The organism is Mucilaginibacter oryzae (assembly GCF_003148845.1).
Taxonomy (GTDB): domain Bacteria; phylum Bacteroidota; class Bacteroidia; order Sphingobacteriales; family Sphingobacteriaceae; genus Mucilaginibacter; species Mucilaginibacter oryzae.
In genome coordinates, this window is sequence record NZ_QGHA01000001.1 from 393,287 (window position 1) to 410,220 (window position 16,934).

Below are 16,934 nucleotides of genomic sequence, written 5' to 3' on the forward strand. Positions count from 1 at the left end.
TACGATATATGGAAAGCCCCTACATAATACAGTTGCCAAAGCTTTTAGATGACCGGGGTAACCTCTCGTTCATTGAAGAAAACAACCATATCCCTTTTAAAATTGAGCGCACTTACTGGATCTATGACGTGCCGGGCGGCGAACGCCGGGGCGGGCATGCCTACCATAACCTGCAGGAATTTATAGTTGCTTTAAGCGGGAGTTTTGACGTGGTATTGCATGATGGTTACAAGGAAACGCGTTTTAGCCTTAACCGTTCATACTACGGCTTATATGTACCCCGGATGATGTGGCGCGAGATCGAGAATTTCTCTACCAATTCATTAGCGCTTATTTTGGCCGATGGTAAGTATAACGAGCAAGATTATATCAGGGATTTTGACCAGTTTGTAAACCAGGCCCATGTGCAGTAAAATAACCACCGTTTTTGATTGCAATATCATCCACCTGCGCCGCATCCATAACCGGGCGGGTAATATTACGCCCGTAGAAAATAATATCCATGTACCTTTCGACGTAAAGCGGGTTTATTATTTATATGATATTCCGGGCGGCGAATCGCGCGCGGCACACGGCCATAAACAACTGGAACAGTTTATAGTGGCCGCGAGCGGGAGTTTTGATTTAACCATCGACGATGGGATCAACAAAAAAACGGTGCAGCTGAACCGCCCTTACATGGGGCTGCATGTAAAACCGGGGATCTGGCGCGATATTTCCAATTTCTCATCAGGCGCTATTTGCCTGGTGCTGGCTTCAATGCCCTATACCGAGGATGACTATTTAAGAGATTACGAGGTATTTAAACAATACAAGAACCTGTGATAACCTTACCCGCACATCAATACGGCTTAATTTTCAGACTGGTGGAAGAGCGCGACGCCGAATTTATTTTGAGCCTCCGTACAGATCCGAAACTTGCCAGGCATTTATCTGCAACCGAAAATGACCTGCCCAAACAACAGGCATGGATCAGAACATACAAACAAAGGGAAGCATTGGGGCAGGAATACTATTTTTTGTTTGAAAATGAAGATCATGAACCACAGGGCCTTGTACGCCTTTATGATTTTGACGGAAAAACATACACCAGCGGCAGCTGGCTGATAAAACCGGGAGCAGACGAGTTTGCAGCCATCAAAGCCGATTTGTTCAGCGCCTCCTTCGCCATGAATGAGCTCGGTTTTGAACGTTGCGTTTTTGACGTGCGAAAGGCCAATAAAAAAGTATTGCGCTTCCACCTGATGTTTGCCAGCGTAACAGGTGAAGATGAACTTAATGTATACCTGGCATTAGACAGGGCGGCTTACGAACGCAAATTTAAATACCTTACAAGCATAATCAAACCTCAAGAATAAACACTTATGAATGTTGAACAGTTTATACGCCGCTTTGCCGAACAGTTTGATGAAACACCTACCCACGATTTTACTGTTGATACCCGGTTTAAAGAAAACGATGAGTGGAGCTCGATGACTGCTTTATCGCTGATAGCGATGGTTGACGAAAGCTATTCGGTAAGGCTTACCGGAGATGACATCCGCCAATCATCAACCATAAAAGATATTTATGATATTGTTAGCGCCAAGATACCTAATCAACAGGCTTAACCCATCAATGTTCACCCCTGCTTATAATGGCTGATTATACGTACAATTTTACCGGCAAAACCATCCTGGTTACAGGCGCGTCATCAGGCATTGGCAAACAGATTTGCCTGGATTGCGCTGAAGCGGGAGCTACGGTAATCATGCTCGGCCGCGATGAAGAACGCCTTAAGCAGTTGCTGTATCAACTTGAAGGCGGCAGCCACCAGGTAATAACCGGCGACCTGAAAGACGAACAATTTATTGAGCGCGCCTGCCAGGGCCTGCCCCTGCTGGATGGTGTAGTACAATCGGCGGGATTGATGAAACTGGTTCCGTTAAAATTTATAAATGCCGCCTTTATTGATGAAATGCTGGCTGTTAACCTGCGTGCGCCCATTTTATTGCTCAGTGCCCTGCAAAAGCAAAAAAAGTTAAAGCCTGCTTCATCCATCGTTTTACTCTCATCCGTAAACGGGGTGGCTGTAGGCTCGTTGGCCAACTCGGTTTACGGGGCAACCAAGGGTGCATTACAATCATTCTGCAAATCGGCATCGCTCGAATTGGCAAAAACCAACATCCGCATTAACTGTATAGCGCCGGCAATGGTTAACACCGAGGGCACGGCAAAAATCAGCGAACATGTATCGGCAGAAGCTATTGAAGCTGATCAAAAAAATTATCCTTTAGGCCGTTACGGTACGCCTGCAGATATAGCCGGTTGCTGCCTGTTTTTATTATCAGGGGCGGGCAGCTGGATAACGGGATCTACCATAACTATCGACGGCGGTTTCACCGCACAATAACATGAACGCTTATATCAAAGCTATATCCTACCACCTACCCCAAAACCAGTTGGATAACGCCGCGCTCGCCGCGCTTTTTCCGGAATGGGGGGTTGAGAAAATAGCCCAAAAAATAGGTATCGATACCAGGCATATCGCCGCTGCCGACGAGTTTGCATCAGACATGGCCATAGCCGCGGCCCAAAAACTTTTCGCCGAGCACAGCGTCTCCCCTGCCAGAATCGATTTTATACTCTACTGCACCCAAAGCCCTGATTATTTTTTGCCAACCACGGCTTGCATCATACAAAATAAATTAGGCATCCCTGTAAAAGCCGGGGCGCTTGATTTTAACCTGGGATGTTCGGGCTATATTTATGGCCTGGCCCTGGCTAAGGGCCTGGTAGCCGCGGGAATCGCTAAAAACATCCTGCTGCTTACTTCAGAAACCTATTCAAAATTCATTCATCCCGGCGATAAGGGCAACCGTACCATTTTTGGCGACGCTGCAACTGCTACCTTGATAAGCACCGATGGATTTGCAGCCATAGGCGAATTTGAGCTTGGCACCGATGGCGAAGGGGCAACAAACCTGATGGTAAAGCAGGGCGCTATCCGTTACCCCGATAAAAATGCCGATAGCGTAAATGATGATTACGGCAACGAGCAGTCGCCGGGTCATTTATATATGGATGGGCCTGAAATTTTCGCTTTTACATCAAAGGCGGTGCCCCGTCTTGTTGCTGATACGTTAGCTAAAAATAATGTAGATAAAGCCGGTATCGACCTGTTTATATTTCACCAGGCCAACCGGTATATGCTGGAACACCTGCGCAAAAAGATAGACATCTCGGCAGAAAAATTCTTTACCTATATGGCCAATGTGGGTAATACGGTCTCGTCCTCCATACCCATCGCGTTATATGAGGCCCTGAAAGAAAAACCCGCGGGTCCTGAAGCAAAATGGCTGTTGGCCGGTTTTGGAGTGGGGTACTCCTGGGGGGCAACCGTCATAACCTTTTAACGTCGCTCATGAATATTCCCTTTTTATCGTTTACCGCCCAAAACAACTTAATTGAAGAAGAGATCCGCACGGCGTTTGAGCGAGTTTTTCAAAACAAGTGGTACGTTTTGGGTAAGGAAGTATCCGATTTTGAGCAGGCTTATGCGCGCTATAACCATGTACAGCACTGCATTGGCGTAGCTAACGGGCTCGACGCATTACATATCGCCTTAAAAACACTTGATATTGGTAAAGGCGACGAAGTAATAACACCTTCAAACACCTTTATCGCCACGTGGCTGGCTATATCGCAAACCGGCGCTACCATAGTACCTGTTGAACCCGATGCTCAAACTTATAATATTGATGTAGACCGGTTAGCGGCATCCATCACGCCCAAAACCAAAGCGATTATGCCCGTACACCTTTACGGCCAGGCCTGCCGGATGGACGCGGTTATGCAAATAGCCCAAAAACACAATTTGTTTGTTGTTGAAGATAATGCCCAGGCCCAGGGCTGCACTTATCATGGTAAACTTACCGGCAGCTTCGGCCACATCAACGCTACCAGCTTTTATCCAACCAAAAACCTGGGTGCCTATGGTGATGCGGGCGCTTTAACCACCAATGATGCAGGGCTGGCTCAAAAAGCAAACCTGCTGCGCAATTATGGTTCGGAGAAAAAATATTACAATGAGGTTATCGGCGTAAACTCGAGGCTTGACGAGCTGCAGGCGGCCTTTCTTTCGGTTAAACTAAAATACCTTAATGGCTGGCTCGATGAACGGAAACGGATAGCTGCTGCCTACACCGAACAACTTTCCGGTATTCCGGGCCTTATATTACCCTTTACCGCGCCGGGCGCAGATCACGTTTATCATTTGTATGTTGTCCGTACAACCAAACGTAACGAATTAGAAGAGTATTTAAACCGCAACGGTGTTGGTACAGGTATTCACTACCCGGTAGCGCCGCACCTGCAAAAAGCATATCAGCATCTTGGCTATAAAAAAGGGGATTTCCCTGTAGCGGAGGAAATAGCCGAAACCTGCCTCAGCCTGCCGCTTAACCCCGGGATGGGTATGGACGAGATTAATTACGTGTGCCGTCAGATTCATGGCTTCTTCAAATAAAATATTGATCATAGGCAACCTGCTCAGGATCGGGGGCGCCGAAAAACTGATTTACGAAATTGTTTGTTTCGCGAGGGCCAACGCCATCCAGCCGGAAATATTGATACTCGACAATTACGAAAAAGAACACTACGACGAAGTGTACGCCCGGATGGGGGTACGCGTAACCCGGACAAGGCTTGACAATATCAAGCACTTTCGTGCGCCTTTAAAAATGTTAAGATCGTTAATCTGGCTCATAAAACTTAAATTCTTCTCAGGTTCGGGCTACGCAAGTGTTCATGTAATCGGGCTTTACAATGTATACCGGGTGATAGGAAAGCTTAAACACCCGAAACGTTTTTTCTGGAATGTGAATAATGCTATTCAGTTTCCCGACAGAAAGTATCCGTATCCCGCCGAATACTTTGCAAACACCGATGATACCATAGTTTGCATTAACAGGTTTCAATTAATTGAAATGAACGAGCAATATGGCGCCGTAGCGTTAAAGGCTAAGCTGAGCCTGTTTAAACTTTTTATAGCAGAATGATACAGATTAACCTGGTTTCGCGGATAGATACTGATAAAAACGCTTTCCTCGACCTGGTGTATGCAGGTTACAAACTAAAAGAATCGGGCATTACCGGTTTTCAGATATTGTTTATAGGCGCGGTTTATAACACCGGCATTTACCAAAATATTTTACAGATGGCCAAACTGCTGGGCGTTTCTCATCACATCAGTTTTACACTAAAATCTATCCCGATAAACCAGTTATCGCCGGAAATCAAAAACGGGTACTTCGTGATCCAATCCGTTGGTGATTTTATAGGTTACGCGGGTATTGAAAGCATTGACATGGGCCTTAAAACAATTTACTACAATGCCGACGAACATTTTAACAGCTACTGTGCCGATCAGATCAACATATGCCGGGATATTGACGGCGTTATCAGTTTAATTAAATTGATTGATAAAGAAAAAGAAACGGTTGACGAGCAGATAACCGCCGCCAACCTCGAGGTAAAAAAAGCTTTTTACCTCGAGGCTTCGGAGAAGCATAATTTACTGTCTCTTTTGTTGCCGGGTACAACTGAATGAAACCGGGAATATCTGTGATTATATGTTGTTATAATGGCGCCGCGCGGTTGCCCGAAACGCTTAGGCACCTTGCGCTGCAACAAGTTTCGCCGCAAATTAGCTGGGAGATCATCATTGTGGATAATGCATCAACAGATGGTACCGGTGCCGTGGCCCACACCGAATGGCAGCAGTATAACCTGCCCGGTGTAAATTTTAATGTATTGAGCGAAAAGCGCCCGCGTAAATATTACGCGTTGCAAACCGGAGTGGCCAAAGCAGTTCATGAATTTATAGTGATCTGCGATGACGATAACCGGCTAAATCACAATTATATAAACCAGGCTTTCCAGATTATCAGCTCAAACAATAAAATCGCCGCTGTGGGAGGCCGGGGCATAGCGGTGTCAGATGGGCAAATCCCGGGTTGGTTTTGGCAGTATCAGCACATTTACGCTGTAGGTAAACCCGCGGCCGGGTCGGGTGATGTATCGGCTAAAGGATATTTATGGGGAGCAGGCATGGTTTTCCGCAAATCGCTGTACGATAGGGTTAACCGCGACGTGCCATCCTTATTGCTTGGGCCGGATCAACAGGAAACGGCAAGGGCGGAAGATGTTGAACTTTGTATGCGTTTTATTATGGCAGGTTACAGGCTTTACTATGATGAAGCACTGGTTTTCGAGCACTTTATTGATTCGACCAGGCTAACCGACAGCTACCGGAATAAACTCCTGGATGCAGGCAGCCATGAAATTAGGGTATTAAACCTGTACCGCAAGCAAATAGCTATTAATAATTTGCCTGCCATACAAAAAGCGTGGCTACTTTGTGCAACCTTGCTGCGCTATTTTACCTGTAAAGTATTTCCGGGCCTGCGTACCTGGAACTATCAATATGAGGCCGAAGTGCTTTACATGCTCACCGGGCTGAAAATAACCGGAATATCTGACGAGGCCGCCGGCATAGGAGCGTTAAACCGCAGCTTATCAAAAAAAAGCATTGCTTAGTATTTATAAACATTCTCATTTTTTACCCAACGCTTTTGGGCACGGCGGCGATAAAAGGACGGCGCAAATTGAGCACCTGTTAGCAGCGGCTGGCATGGTTGTAAACAAAGCTGAACTAAACTACATGATAGCTACCGGCAGCAAACTTTCTTTTTATTTAAGCGGCTTGTTGCATCATACAACCTTACACACCGGTAATAAAAGCAAATACGCCATAGGGCGATATAAGGCTATTTTTGAGCAGTTTGTTAAGCAATATAAACCGGATCTTTTTATTTGGGAGTCTACCATAGCCTACCATCTTTTATTGGCTGAGGTGCTGCACAAATACAATGTTCCGGTTGTCGCGTTACCGCATAACCTGGAGTCGCTGGTGGAAGGGTCAGCAAGTGTATTCTCCGGCAAGCTATCGCCTAACTGGCTTTTTGAAGAAATGGATTACCTGAAGTACTGTACAAAAGTTTTCACCATTTCGCGCGAAGAAAATTGGTTACTGGCCAATTACGGTATCAATTCGGCTTATTTACCCTATTACCCCAGTCCGGAGGCAGCGTCTTTTCTGCTCAACATCCGCCGCGAAAAAGAAAGCAGGATGAATAGCATAAAGCAAGGCCATCAAAACATATTATTACTTGGCACATTTCACAATCCGCCAACAGTTGCCGGATTTTTACAGCTGCTGCAACATCTGAAAACTATACGGGGGATAAAAATAAATATAGCCGGTTTCGGTTCCGAAAAGTTCGGCGATCAGTTTTCGGGCGACAATATATCCGTAATGGGTTCGGTTACCAATGAAACCCTGGCAAAACTGATCATCAATTCAGATTGTGCCATAATCCACCAGCAACCATCGGGCGGAGCCCTAACCCGCATCCCCGAGTTGCTGCTGGCCGGGTTGCCGGTTATAGCCAATACGCACGCGGCCAGAAGCTGCGAAAAAACGCCAGGATTGCATGTATATGATTCGTACCAGGAACTTACCCGCATCCTGTCGGGCCGCAACTACGTTAGTCCGGCGGTTATTGAAAAACCAGCGGAAGAACAGGCATTTATCAATTATATAAAAACCTTGGTTGGCTCGTGAAGCTGGAGAAAATTATATCCCTCGCCAATAAAAACAGCGAATTGCGGTTCCTGGCGATGGTAAGATCGCTCAGGGCTACAGGCTGCAATTTACCTGTATGGGTTATTCCTTATGATGATAATCAATTTGATTTGCCCGATAACTGCCTGTGGTGGGAACTGGAGGAAGTGACCAACATGCTGAACCGGCAAAAAGCCCACCCTATGAAGCGCAAGTACCAGTGCCTGCTTACTGCCAACTACCAGTTTGTAGATTCGGATATTGTTTTCCTAAAAAATCCCGAAGATGAGTTGAAAAACTTATCCGGCTTTATAACTTCATGCTGCCACTGGAACAATCCGGAGTATACCTTCACCCAAACATCTGCTGTGATGTTTAAAGAAAAAAGTACCACATGGCAAAAAAATGTATTTAACGCGGGGCAATTTGCCTGTGATACCAGCCTGTATTCATTAACCGAACTAAAAGCGGCTTTTGCCGAACCTGCTTATAAGGAATGCCTTATTGACTTTAATTATCATGACCAGCCCGCTTTGAATTTACTGGTGTTTTTAACAGGGATCAAGATCACCAATATCACATTGCCGCCTTATAACGCGGAATCGACCTGGGCGGGCGACTATCCTAGCGCCGACTATGAAAAATATTGGACTGATAACGCCAAAAAGCCCTATCTTATTCACTGGGCAGGCTGCAATATGAATTTAAACCGCCCTATCGACCGTCTGTTTACCGGTTACCTCACTGCTTCCGAGCTTGAGGCGTGGCAAAGCTATCTTTCGGCACAAAGCAATTACCAAAAAGCTTCAACCTTACGCAGGCTGTTTAATTTTATAAAACGAAGTTTACCAAATACCTGATTTTTCCTTGAACCTTCCTAATCTGACATCTTACCGCGAAGCATTTCTGGCCAAAGGCGTGGGGTTACCTCTGCCTGTAGTGGAACCGCATGCTGAGGGGCTGTTAAATAAAATACCTGAGCCCGCCGCAGAAAAAACCGGCTGGCCCTGGAATACCGAGGTAAACCCCGGTATTTATGATGAAAAAATAAACTGGCCAAAACTTACTATTGTATCACCCTCCTATAACCAGGTCGGCTTTTTAGAGCAAACCATCAGGTCGGTGTTGTTGCAGAACTATCCTAACCTGGAGTATATTATTATAGATGGCGGCAGTAACGATGGGTCATTGCAAATTATTGAGAAATATGCCCCATGGATAAGTTACTATCAAAGTGAAAAAGACCGGGGACAAAGCCATGCCATCAATATGGGTTTCAGCTTATCGTCGGGTAGTTACCATGCCTGGATCAACAGCGATGATTATTACCTGGAGGGTGTTTTTCACCTGGTGATCACCAACTTTATAAAAACAGGGGTTGATTTTATTTATGGCTACGGTATTGACCACAACATTTTAACCGGCGAATACAAACTCAACCGGATCCTCCCTTTTATTGACTATTTTATCAAGATACCCGGCCTGGTGCAGCCCTCAACCTTCTGGAGTTCTGGCATACATGAACCCATATGGGAAGAATTACATTGTGCGCTCGACTATGAATTGTGGCTCCGGCTGGTTAAAGGACACCGGCGATTATTGCTCAAACAACCATTGTCTGTGGCCCATATCCATGATGAAGCCAAAACGCATTCGCCCAAAATGAAAGCCCGTTGGGAAGCCGACCACCAGCTAATCTGGGGACCGGAAGCGCACGGTACGGTGCATGAATGGAAAAAGATCGTGTTTTTAAACCGCATAAGGGTTAAGCTTTACCGTTTGTTTAAACTGATATAGCAACTAATGACACTATCATTCGCTGAACTGAAAAAAAACTTAAAAAAAGACGTGACCGGCTTCCCGGCTGTTAAGGTAGCCGTTCTGGCAGATAGTGCTTCGCAGTTTATTACCACTGCCATAAAAGGTTACGGTATAGAACTGGGCCTAAACCCGGAGATTTACGAGGCTGATTACAACCAGGTGGAGCAACAGGTATACGATCCTGCATCCGGGTTGTATGTATTACAACCCGGCTATGTGATCATCATTCAATCAACCGAACACCTGCTGCAAAATTTTTATAAACAGGATAACCGCGCTGCCTTCGCGGATGAAGTTATCGCGCGCGTAGCCGGTTTATACGGCACATTATCGCAACGCTTAAAAACCCAGGTCATCATCAATACTTATATTGAAATTAACGACCAGGTTTTTGGTAGCTATGCGGCCAAAACACCGGCTTCGTTTTTATACCAGCTCCGGAAGATAAACCTTGGTTTGATGGACCTGGCCATACAGAATACAGGCTTGCATATTACCGATCTGGCTTCGTTAGCATCGGTTAAAGGCTACGAAAACACTTTTGATACCAAAATGTACATCAATGCCGATATGGTATTCGGTATTGATTTTTTGCCGGTTATTGGCCGGAGTATTGGCCAGATCATCGCCTCGACACTCGGCAAATCAAAAAAATGCCTCGTGCTCGACCTCGATAACACCCTTTGGGGCGGCATCATCGGCGATGACGGGATGGAAAGTATTATGATCGGCGCCCTTGGTATGGGGAAGGCCTTTACCGAATTACAACGCTGGTGCCTTGAACTTAAAAACAGGGGCATCATATTGGCCGTATGCAGCAAAAACACCGTCGAAATTGCGCAGGAGCCTTTCATCTCACACCCCGACATGGTGCTACGGCTGGATGACATCAGCGTTTTTGTAGCCAACTGGGAAAACAAGGTTGATAACATCAGGCATATACAACAGGTATTGAATATAGGTATGGACAGTATGGTGTTTTTGGATGACAACCCTTTTGAACGCGAAATGGTGAAAACCGCCATCCCCGAACTTACCGTACCTTCATTACCCGACGACCCAGCCGATTTTATGCTGTTTTTACGCGGGCTTAATTTATTTGATACGGCTTCATTTACCAACGACGATAAGGACCGCACAGCACAATACCGCCAGCAGGCGCAGCGCGCCGCCCTGCAAAACAGTTTCAGCAACGAAGCCGATTACCTGGCCAGCCTTAACATGCAATCCAGGGTAAAAAGCATTGACAAGTTTACCTTGCCGCGCGTAGCTCAGCTTATCTTACGCTCAAACCAGTTTAACCTGCGCACCATACGTTATACCGAAGCTGATATAGCCTCCATCGCCGCTTCGCCTGATTACTTTACGCTTACTTTTACCCTTGAAGACAGGTTTGGCGATAACGGGCTGATCGCCGCCATTATCCTTAAAAAGGCAGATAAAAACACGCTTTTTATCGATACCTGGATCATGAGTTGCCGGGTGTTAAAACGTGGCGTGGAAAATTTTACGCTTAACCAGATCGTAGAGGTTGCCAGGGCCAATGGTTTCGGTAAAATCACCGGCGAATATCTGCCCACCGCTAAAAACGGCATCGTAAAAGATCATTACCAAAACCTTGGCTTCACGCAAAACAACGGGATTTGGGAACTTTATACAGATAACTACACTACACAGCAAACTTTTATTACCAGTAAATAATAATGGATACCGAACAAATATTAAATCAGGTTAATGACATTTTTAAAGATGTGCTTGAAAACAACGACATCATACTTTCCGCCGCTACTACTGCCGCCGATGTTGAAGAATGGGACTCGTTAAACCATATCCAGCTAATCGTGGCTATTGAAAAACGTTTTGGTATCCGCTTTACCACTGCCGAGATTTATACCTGGAAAAATATTGGCGATATGTGTACCGTAATAGCGCAAAAACTGCAAAAATAAAACGGTAATCTGCCGCTATGCTTTTTAATTCACTCCTGTTCCTTCTTTTTTTCCTGATTGTAACACCGGTTTATTACCTGCTGCCACACAAAGCCCGCTGGGGCTGGCTGCTGGCCGCAAGCTGTTACTTTTACATGTACTTTAAACCGGTTTACATCCTCATTATATTTTTCACCATAGTTGTTGATTACATAGCCGGAATTTTAATTGAACGATCAGAAGGCAGTAAGCGGAAGCTGTTCCTGATTTTAAGTTTGACCGCCAACATCGGGGTACTGGCTTTTTATAAGTATTTCAATTTCCTGGCCGAAAATATCAACTTCATCGGTTCATCATTTCATGCGCCTGAAATTCCGCTGCTCAACTTTGTGTTACCTATCGGCTTATCGTTCCATACCTTCCAGGCCATGAGTTATACCATCGAGGTTTACCGCGGCAACCAGCAAGCCGAGCGGCATCTGGGCATCTACTCATTGTATGTAATGTTTTATCCGCAAATGGTGGCCGGCCCTATTGAACGCCCGCAGCATATTTTGCCGCAGCTGCACCGGGTAAATAATTATAGTACCGAAAACCTGGTAACCGGCATTTTCCTGATGCTGGTAGGCCTGCTGAAAAAAGTGGTTATTGCCGACAGGCTGGGTTTATACGTCGACCCGTTGTTTGCCAACCTGCACGCCCACTCGGCGCTGGATATGATAGTTGGTATCTTCTTTTTCGCCTTCCAGATCTATTGCGATTTTAGCGGGTACTCTGACATAGCCGTAGGCGCCGCCCTTACCCTTGGCATCAGGCTGATGCGCAACTTTAATTACCCTTTTACCAGCACCTCCATCACCGAGTATTGGCGGCGCTGGCATATCTCGCTCTCCACCTGGCTTAGCGATTATGTGTTTACCCCCATCCTCATCAACAAACGCGATTGGGGTAAGGGAGCCATATATTTTGCCTTACTGGTTACCTTTTTTATAAGCGGGTTATGGCATGGCGCAGGCTGGCCTTTTATTATCTGGGGCTTATTGCATGCGGTAGCCATGTGCTATGAAGTTTACACCAAAAAGCGCCGCGGCAAACTGGCTAAAAAGCTTCCGCCACGCTTATACCAAAGCCTTAGCGTAGTTTTCACCTTTATGTACCTCCTTTTTGCCTGGATCTTTTTCCGGGCGCATACCATACAGGATGCCTTTTTTATGCTGGGCCATATCGTAACCTTCAATAATATGAGCTACACGGCAGCGGGATTGATGAGTGTAAAAGAGATTTTTTATTGCCTTGCCATTATTATCATACTGATGACCGGCGAAAAAAGTCTGTACAAAATTGAGGAATGGAGCATCGCCAAAAAAGTACTGGCTTCGGTTATGTTGTTGGTGCTATGCTACTTTTTGGGTGTTTTTAATGAAGCACAGTTTATTTATTTCCAGTTTTAATGCGTAAGGTATTTGCCATATTAACAGCCATTACGGGCATAACGGTTTTACTGACGGCCATGAACCAGGGTTTTATAAACCGGATTAAGCAAGACCGGTATTTCGACCACCTCACCCCAGAAAGCGCCCGACCTAAATCACTATACCATAAAGTATTCATTCGCAGCGATAAATGGAACTACGGCGACCTGTACGGTATCAGCTTTATACCCGAATACCGGCTTAAACTGTTGCCGTTTAAAAACTACATTAACCCGGCCGGTAAAAAGCAAACTCATAAAGTATTGTATATTATAGGGGATAGCTTTACGGCTGATAAAATGCTGGATAACGCTTTCGCCGGTTTTGACAGGGTCGTTTTTTTTGACAGGCGGTTTCCATTCGGTCCGGTTAAGCCCGATACCGCCAATCAAAACTACCTGATCATGGAGTTTTCCGAATTAAGCATAGCCAACTACCGGTCAAAAACATCATTGGAGATTTTAAAGGATACGGCTACTCCTACTCCTACCCCACCCAAACCTGTTTCCCTTTTTGAGCGCCTGGGCAATATCATCTTCAATAAAGACCTGAACAAGAATATCGAATTGCTGCTTTTTGATGATAAAGCATTTACGACGGCTAAAGAACTGAAGGCATCTTTCAATTATCATGTTTTAGACAGGTTGCCTAAAGAGGTTGCGGTAAGTACTGATAAAAAGCGCCTGTTGTTGAACAGTGCGGTAGATACAGCCTCCGCCCGGTCGGTATTCAGGAGCTTATCAAATGCCGAAGTTGATTCGGTAACCGCGAACCTCAAAGCAGATGAGCAGCGCTATCTTTCGATGGGTTTTAAAAAAGTTTATCTGTCAGTTATCCCCAATGCCGTATCTGTTTATGATGAACACAGGCTTGCCTACAACCATTTACTGCAACGTATAGAAAGTAAAACAAACATCCCTCTTATTTCCGTTTACAATACTTTTAAACAGGATAAAAGAAATTTATACTCGCGCAGTGATGCACACTGGAACACTACAGGCTACGGGATCTGGATAAGCAAGGTTAATGAAGCTTTAAACACAGGCGCCAATTGACACCCTTTTTTTCCATCATCATCCCCCTGTACAACAGCGGTAAAACCCTGCAGCAAACCCTTGATAGTATCACCCGCCAAACTTTTAAAAGCCTGGAACTGGTTTTGGTTGATGGCGGATCGGTTGATGATACGCAGTTTATCGTAAGCAATTTCAGGAAAGCGGGAAAAACGGCTGTTCAATTTATATCCGAACCCGACAAAGGGATTTATGATGCCATGAATAAGGGTATTGATCTGGCGAAAGGGCAATGGCTTTATTTTATGGGCGGCGATGATTTGCTTGCCGAAAATGTGGTATTGCAAACCATTTACGAAGTGATTGAAAATCAAAACATAGATTTGATTTACGGCAATGTAACCGGCATCACATCAGGCACAAAATACGCCGACGACACACCAAATAAGGTTTTATCACGCGGCATCCATCACCAGGGTGTATTTTACAAACGGGAGATTTTTAATTACACCGGGAATTACCGGCTTGATTTTAAAGTGGCCGCCGATTATCATTTAACCCTGAAAGTGTTTTGCAATACTGTTTTCGCTACAAAGTACATTAATACCAACATCGCGTACTTTGGCGAAGCGGGGTTAAGCTCAACCATGTATGATTATCGCTTTTACAGTTATCATTACCGCTTTCTGGCTAAAAACAAGGGGGTAGAACAGGTTGAAGATAAGTTATCGCTCATTAATCAATCTGTTTACTGCTGCCTTTATCTCGCCCGGCAAAAACAAAGTATAGGCTTCGCCTGGATTAATATTTTATACTATGTAACTATGCCTAACCCGCTCGGTATAGCCCAACGGATAAAAACCTTTTTAAGGATGCTGGCATGGACCATCAAATCATCAAAATGAATATAGCGCTCGTTACGCCTTATTTTCCGGATGAACATACCATGGATAGCGGCATAGCTAATCATTATCAATTACTGGCGCAAAGCCTGGCAAAAAGCGGCCATCAGGTTACAGTGCTGCATGTGCGCGGGCGCTACGAAAACGAGCAGGACGCATTTAACAGTTATACGCCCGCCCCAAACATTACCGTATTAACCTATAAAGTTAAAGTGCCGCCAACAGTTTACCGGCTGTTTAAAAACAAATGGGCAATTATTGATCTGGTGATAAAACTTAGGTGCATGCTGGTTACCGCCAAAGTTTTAAATAAAATAATAAAAGCCAGCAAAATTGATGTGGTAGAAACCAGCAGTTACTTTTCGCTTTGCTATTTTACCCTGTACAAAAAAGCTAAAGCGCCCATAGCCGTAAGGGTAAGCACCACCTTCGCGCAAATGATGAAAGAGCATTACCCCTTTAAATCAAGGGGGATGGACGTGGTTGCTGCTATGGAAATTGCTTTTATAAAAAAAAGCAGCAACCTGGTTACACACGCTTACAGCCATGCCGAAGAGCTGGAAAGGCTTTATCATGTTAACGCAAATAGCTTTGTCATTATTCCGCATGGCGTAAACCTTCCGCCTGTTTCTCCACAAAATAGTAGCGGGGCCTTGCCTATTAAGGTATTGTACACCGGCAGGCTTGAATACCGTAAAGGTACTGATGTGCTGCTGGCTGCCATTCCGCTGGTATTACAGAAAAATCCTGAGGTTTTATTTGAACTGATCGGCCATGATCCCGGTAACCAATACCAAACCTGGTTTGAACAGGAAAATGAAGCGTATATTTTACAGCAGGTGAATTTTAGGGGGAGGGTACCGGATCAGGCATTGGCCGATGCCTATCAGAATTGCGACCTATTTGTTGCCCCGTCCCGGTACGAATCTTTCGGAATCATATACATCGAGGCCATGAGCTATGCCAAACCGGTTATAGGATGCAGCGTTGGCGGCGTACCCGATATTATAACCGATAACCATAACGGTGCCCTCGCAGATCCCGGCGACGCGCAAAGCCTGGCAGATAAAATACTGATGCTGGTAAACGATACCGCTTTGCGCACCGAAATGGGCCGGAACGCCCGCAAAACGGTTGAAGATAAATTTACCGGCGAAAAACTGGCGGCCAATTCATCCTTCTACTATCAAACTTTAAGGTAAAACTTGTATTAAGTGAAGCTTTCGGTTATCATCCCCACCTACAACCCAAACCAGGAACGACTGGCGCAAACGCTTAACGGTTTAAAAAACCAAACCCTGAGCATGAGCCTATGGGAGTTGATCGTGGTTGATAATCACTCATCCAATAATTTTTATGAACAACTTGATTTGAGCTGGCACCCCTCTGCCATCATCATACCCGAATTGAAACAAGGGCTAACCTATGCCAGGATCAGGGGATTCAGCGCTGCCAAAGCCGATATTGTGGTAATGGTAGATGACGATAACATCCTGAACGATGACTATCTTGAACAAATACTTTCAATTTTTGATCATCATCCAGAGGTAGCCGCGATTGGCGGGAAATCGTTGCCATTGTTTGAAACCACACCTCCGTCATGGCTTCATGAATTTTACGGCAACCTGGCCCTACGCGATTTGGGCGAAGCTGCCATTATATCGCGTTTGGACAATAAATATCCCCATGCCGCCCCAATCGGCGCCGGCATGGGGATCAGGCGGAAAGCGCTTTCTGTTTATATCAATAAAATAAGATCAGGCAAAAACAACATCAGCGACCGTAGCGGCGACAGCCTGAGCTCGGGCGGAGACAATGACCTGGTACTCGAAATGCTTAAATCGGGCTGGCAGGTTGGCTATTTCCCTCGGCTTCAACTGAAACACATTATTCCCGCCGGTCGCATGGAGGCATCGTACCTGGCCCGTTTGGCTCATAACACCAATAAATCGTGGGTGCAGCTGTTACAAAGCCATGGCATTAACCCGTGGAAAAAAATACCTGTTGCCGGTGTATTGCCCAGGAAAATAAAAGCCTGGTTCACTTACCGGGCCTGGCAAAGCAAAGCCGCCTACATTAAATGGCAGGGCGCCTGCGGCCTGTTTGAAGGTCTGGCTAATTTGCCCTAAACT

20 protein-coding genes are annotated in these 16,934 nt (G+C 45.5%); all 20 read left to right on the top strand.

Annotated features, from left to right (window positions below):
- Nucleotides 1–8: 8 nt before the first annotated feature.
- Genes LX99_RS01600 through LX99_RS01695 form a run of 20 tightly spaced genes read left to right on the top strand, consistent with a single transcriptional unit; the run spans nt 9 to nt 16,931 of the window.
- Nucleotides 9–413, top strand: coding sequence for a sugar 3,4-ketoisomerase (locus LX99_RS01600; protein ID WP_109605810.1), 405 nt, complete (start codon nt 9–11; stop codon nt 411–413).
- Nucleotides 403–825 carry a sugar 3,4-ketoisomerase gene (locus tag LX99_RS01605; RefSeq protein WP_022833924.1) on the top strand — a complete coding sequence of 141 codons (423 nt, stop codon included), beginning with the start codon at nt 403–405 and terminating at the stop codon, nt 823–825. The genes LX99_RS01600 and LX99_RS01605 overlap by 11 nt, the downstream gene beginning before the upstream one ends.
- Nucleotides 822–1,358, top strand: a complete 537-nt coding sequence (locus LX99_RS01610; RefSeq protein ID WP_170122598.1) for a GNAT family N-acetyltransferase — start codon at nt 822–824, stop codon at nt 1,356–1,358. Before LX99_RS01605 ends, LX99_RS01610 begins: the two co-directional genes overlap by 4 nt.
- Before the next feature lie 6 nt (nt 1,359–1,364).
- Nucleotides 1,365–1,610, top strand: a complete 246-nt coding sequence (locus LX99_RS01615; RefSeq protein ID WP_022833926.1) for an acyl carrier protein — start codon at nt 1,365–1,367, stop codon at nt 1,608–1,610.
- 26 nt (nt 1,611–1,636) lie between these two features.
- Nucleotides 1,637–2,392, top strand: a complete 756-nt coding sequence (locus LX99_RS01620; RefSeq protein WP_109605814.1) for an SDR family NAD(P)-dependent oxidoreductase — start codon at nt 1,637–1,639, stop codon at nt 2,390–2,392.
- Between the two features lies 1 nt (nt 2,393).
- Nucleotides 2,394–3,395 (top strand): 3-oxoacyl-ACP synthase III family protein, encoded by a 1,002-nt coding sequence (locus LX99_RS01625; RefSeq protein WP_109605816.1) that lies wholly within the window; start codon nt 2,394–2,396, stop codon nt 3,393–3,395.
- Between the two features lie 8 nt (nt 3,396–3,403).
- Complete coding sequence (locus LX99_RS01630) at nt 3,404–4,507, top strand: DegT/DnrJ/EryC1/StrS family aminotransferase (RefSeq protein ID WP_109605818.1); 1,104 nt, start codon at nt 3,404–3,406, stop codon at nt 4,505–4,507.
- Entirely contained in the window at nt 4,491–5,039 is a 549-nt protein-coding gene (locus tag LX99_RS01635; RefSeq protein WP_109605820.1) for a glycosyltransferase family protein, read from the top strand. The genes LX99_RS01630 and LX99_RS01635 overlap by 17 nt, the downstream gene beginning before the upstream one ends.
- Nucleotides 5,036–5,590: a hypothetical protein gene (locus tag LX99_RS01640; RefSeq protein WP_109605822.1), complete on the top strand. Its 555-nt coding sequence runs from the start codon at nt 5,036–5,038 to the stop codon at nt 5,588–5,590. The genes LX99_RS01635 and LX99_RS01640 overlap by 4 nt, the downstream gene beginning before the upstream one ends.
- The gene (locus LX99_RS01645) at nt 5,587–6,579 is read left to right on the top strand and encodes a glycosyltransferase (RefSeq protein ID WP_109605824.1); all 993 of its coding nucleotides are present in this window, start codon (nt 5,587–5,589) and stop codon (nt 6,577–6,579) included. Before LX99_RS01640 ends, LX99_RS01645 begins: the two co-directional genes overlap by 4 nt.
- Nucleotides 6,572–7,666, top strand: coding sequence for a glycosyltransferase family protein (locus LX99_RS01650; RefSeq protein ID WP_109605826.1), 1,095 nt, complete (start codon nt 6,572–6,574; stop codon nt 7,664–7,666). Before LX99_RS01645 ends, LX99_RS01650 begins: the two co-directional genes overlap by 8 nt.
- Complete coding sequence (locus LX99_RS01655) at nt 7,663–8,526, top strand: alpha-mannosyltransferase (RefSeq protein WP_109605828.1); 864 nt, start codon at nt 7,663–7,665, stop codon at nt 8,524–8,526. Before LX99_RS01650 ends, LX99_RS01655 begins: the two co-directional genes overlap by 4 nt.
- 7 nt (nt 8,527–8,533) lie before the next feature.
- A complete protein-coding gene (locus LX99_RS01660; RefSeq protein ID WP_170122599.1) occupies nt 8,534–9,463 on the top strand; it encodes a glycosyltransferase family 2 protein in 930 nt (309 codons plus the stop codon).
- 6 nt (nt 9,464–9,469) lie between these two features.
- Complete coding sequence (locus tag LX99_RS01665; RefSeq protein ID WP_109605831.1) at nt 9,470–11,188, top strand: HAD-IIIC family phosphatase; 1,719 nt, start codon at nt 9,470–9,472, stop codon at nt 11,186–11,188.
- Nucleotides 11,189–11,190: 2 nt separating this feature from the next.
- A complete protein-coding gene (locus tag LX99_RS01670; protein ID WP_022833937.1) occupies nt 11,191–11,436 on the top strand; it encodes an acyl carrier protein in 246 nt (81 codons plus the stop codon).
- A gap of 17 nt (nt 11,437–11,453) precedes the next feature.
- Nucleotides 11,454–12,866, top strand: coding sequence for an MBOAT family O-acyltransferase (locus tag LX99_RS01675; protein ID WP_109605833.1), 1,413 nt, complete (start codon nt 11,454–11,456; stop codon nt 12,864–12,866).
- A complete protein-coding gene (locus LX99_RS01680) occupies nt 12,866–13,942 on the top strand; it encodes a hypothetical protein (protein WP_109605835.1) in 1,077 nt (358 codons plus the stop codon). The genes LX99_RS01675 and LX99_RS01680 overlap by 1 nt, the downstream gene beginning before the upstream one ends.
- A complete protein-coding gene (locus tag LX99_RS01685) occupies nt 13,939–14,805 on the top strand; it encodes a glycosyltransferase family 2 protein (protein WP_109605837.1) in 867 nt (288 codons plus the stop codon). Before LX99_RS01680 ends, LX99_RS01685 begins: the two co-directional genes overlap by 4 nt.
- On the top strand, nt 14,802–16,004 hold the full coding sequence (locus LX99_RS01690; RefSeq protein ID WP_170122600.1) for a glycosyltransferase family 4 protein: 1,203 nt from the start codon (nt 14,802–14,804) through the stop codon (nt 16,002–16,004). Before LX99_RS01685 ends, LX99_RS01690 begins: the two co-directional genes overlap by 4 nt.
- Before the next feature lie 12 nt (nt 16,005–16,016).
- Nucleotides 16,017–16,931, top strand: a complete 915-nt coding sequence (locus tag LX99_RS01695; protein ID WP_109605841.1) for a glycosyltransferase — start codon at nt 16,017–16,019, stop codon at nt 16,929–16,931.
- The last annotated feature ends 3 nt before the right edge of the window (nt 16,932–16,934 follow it).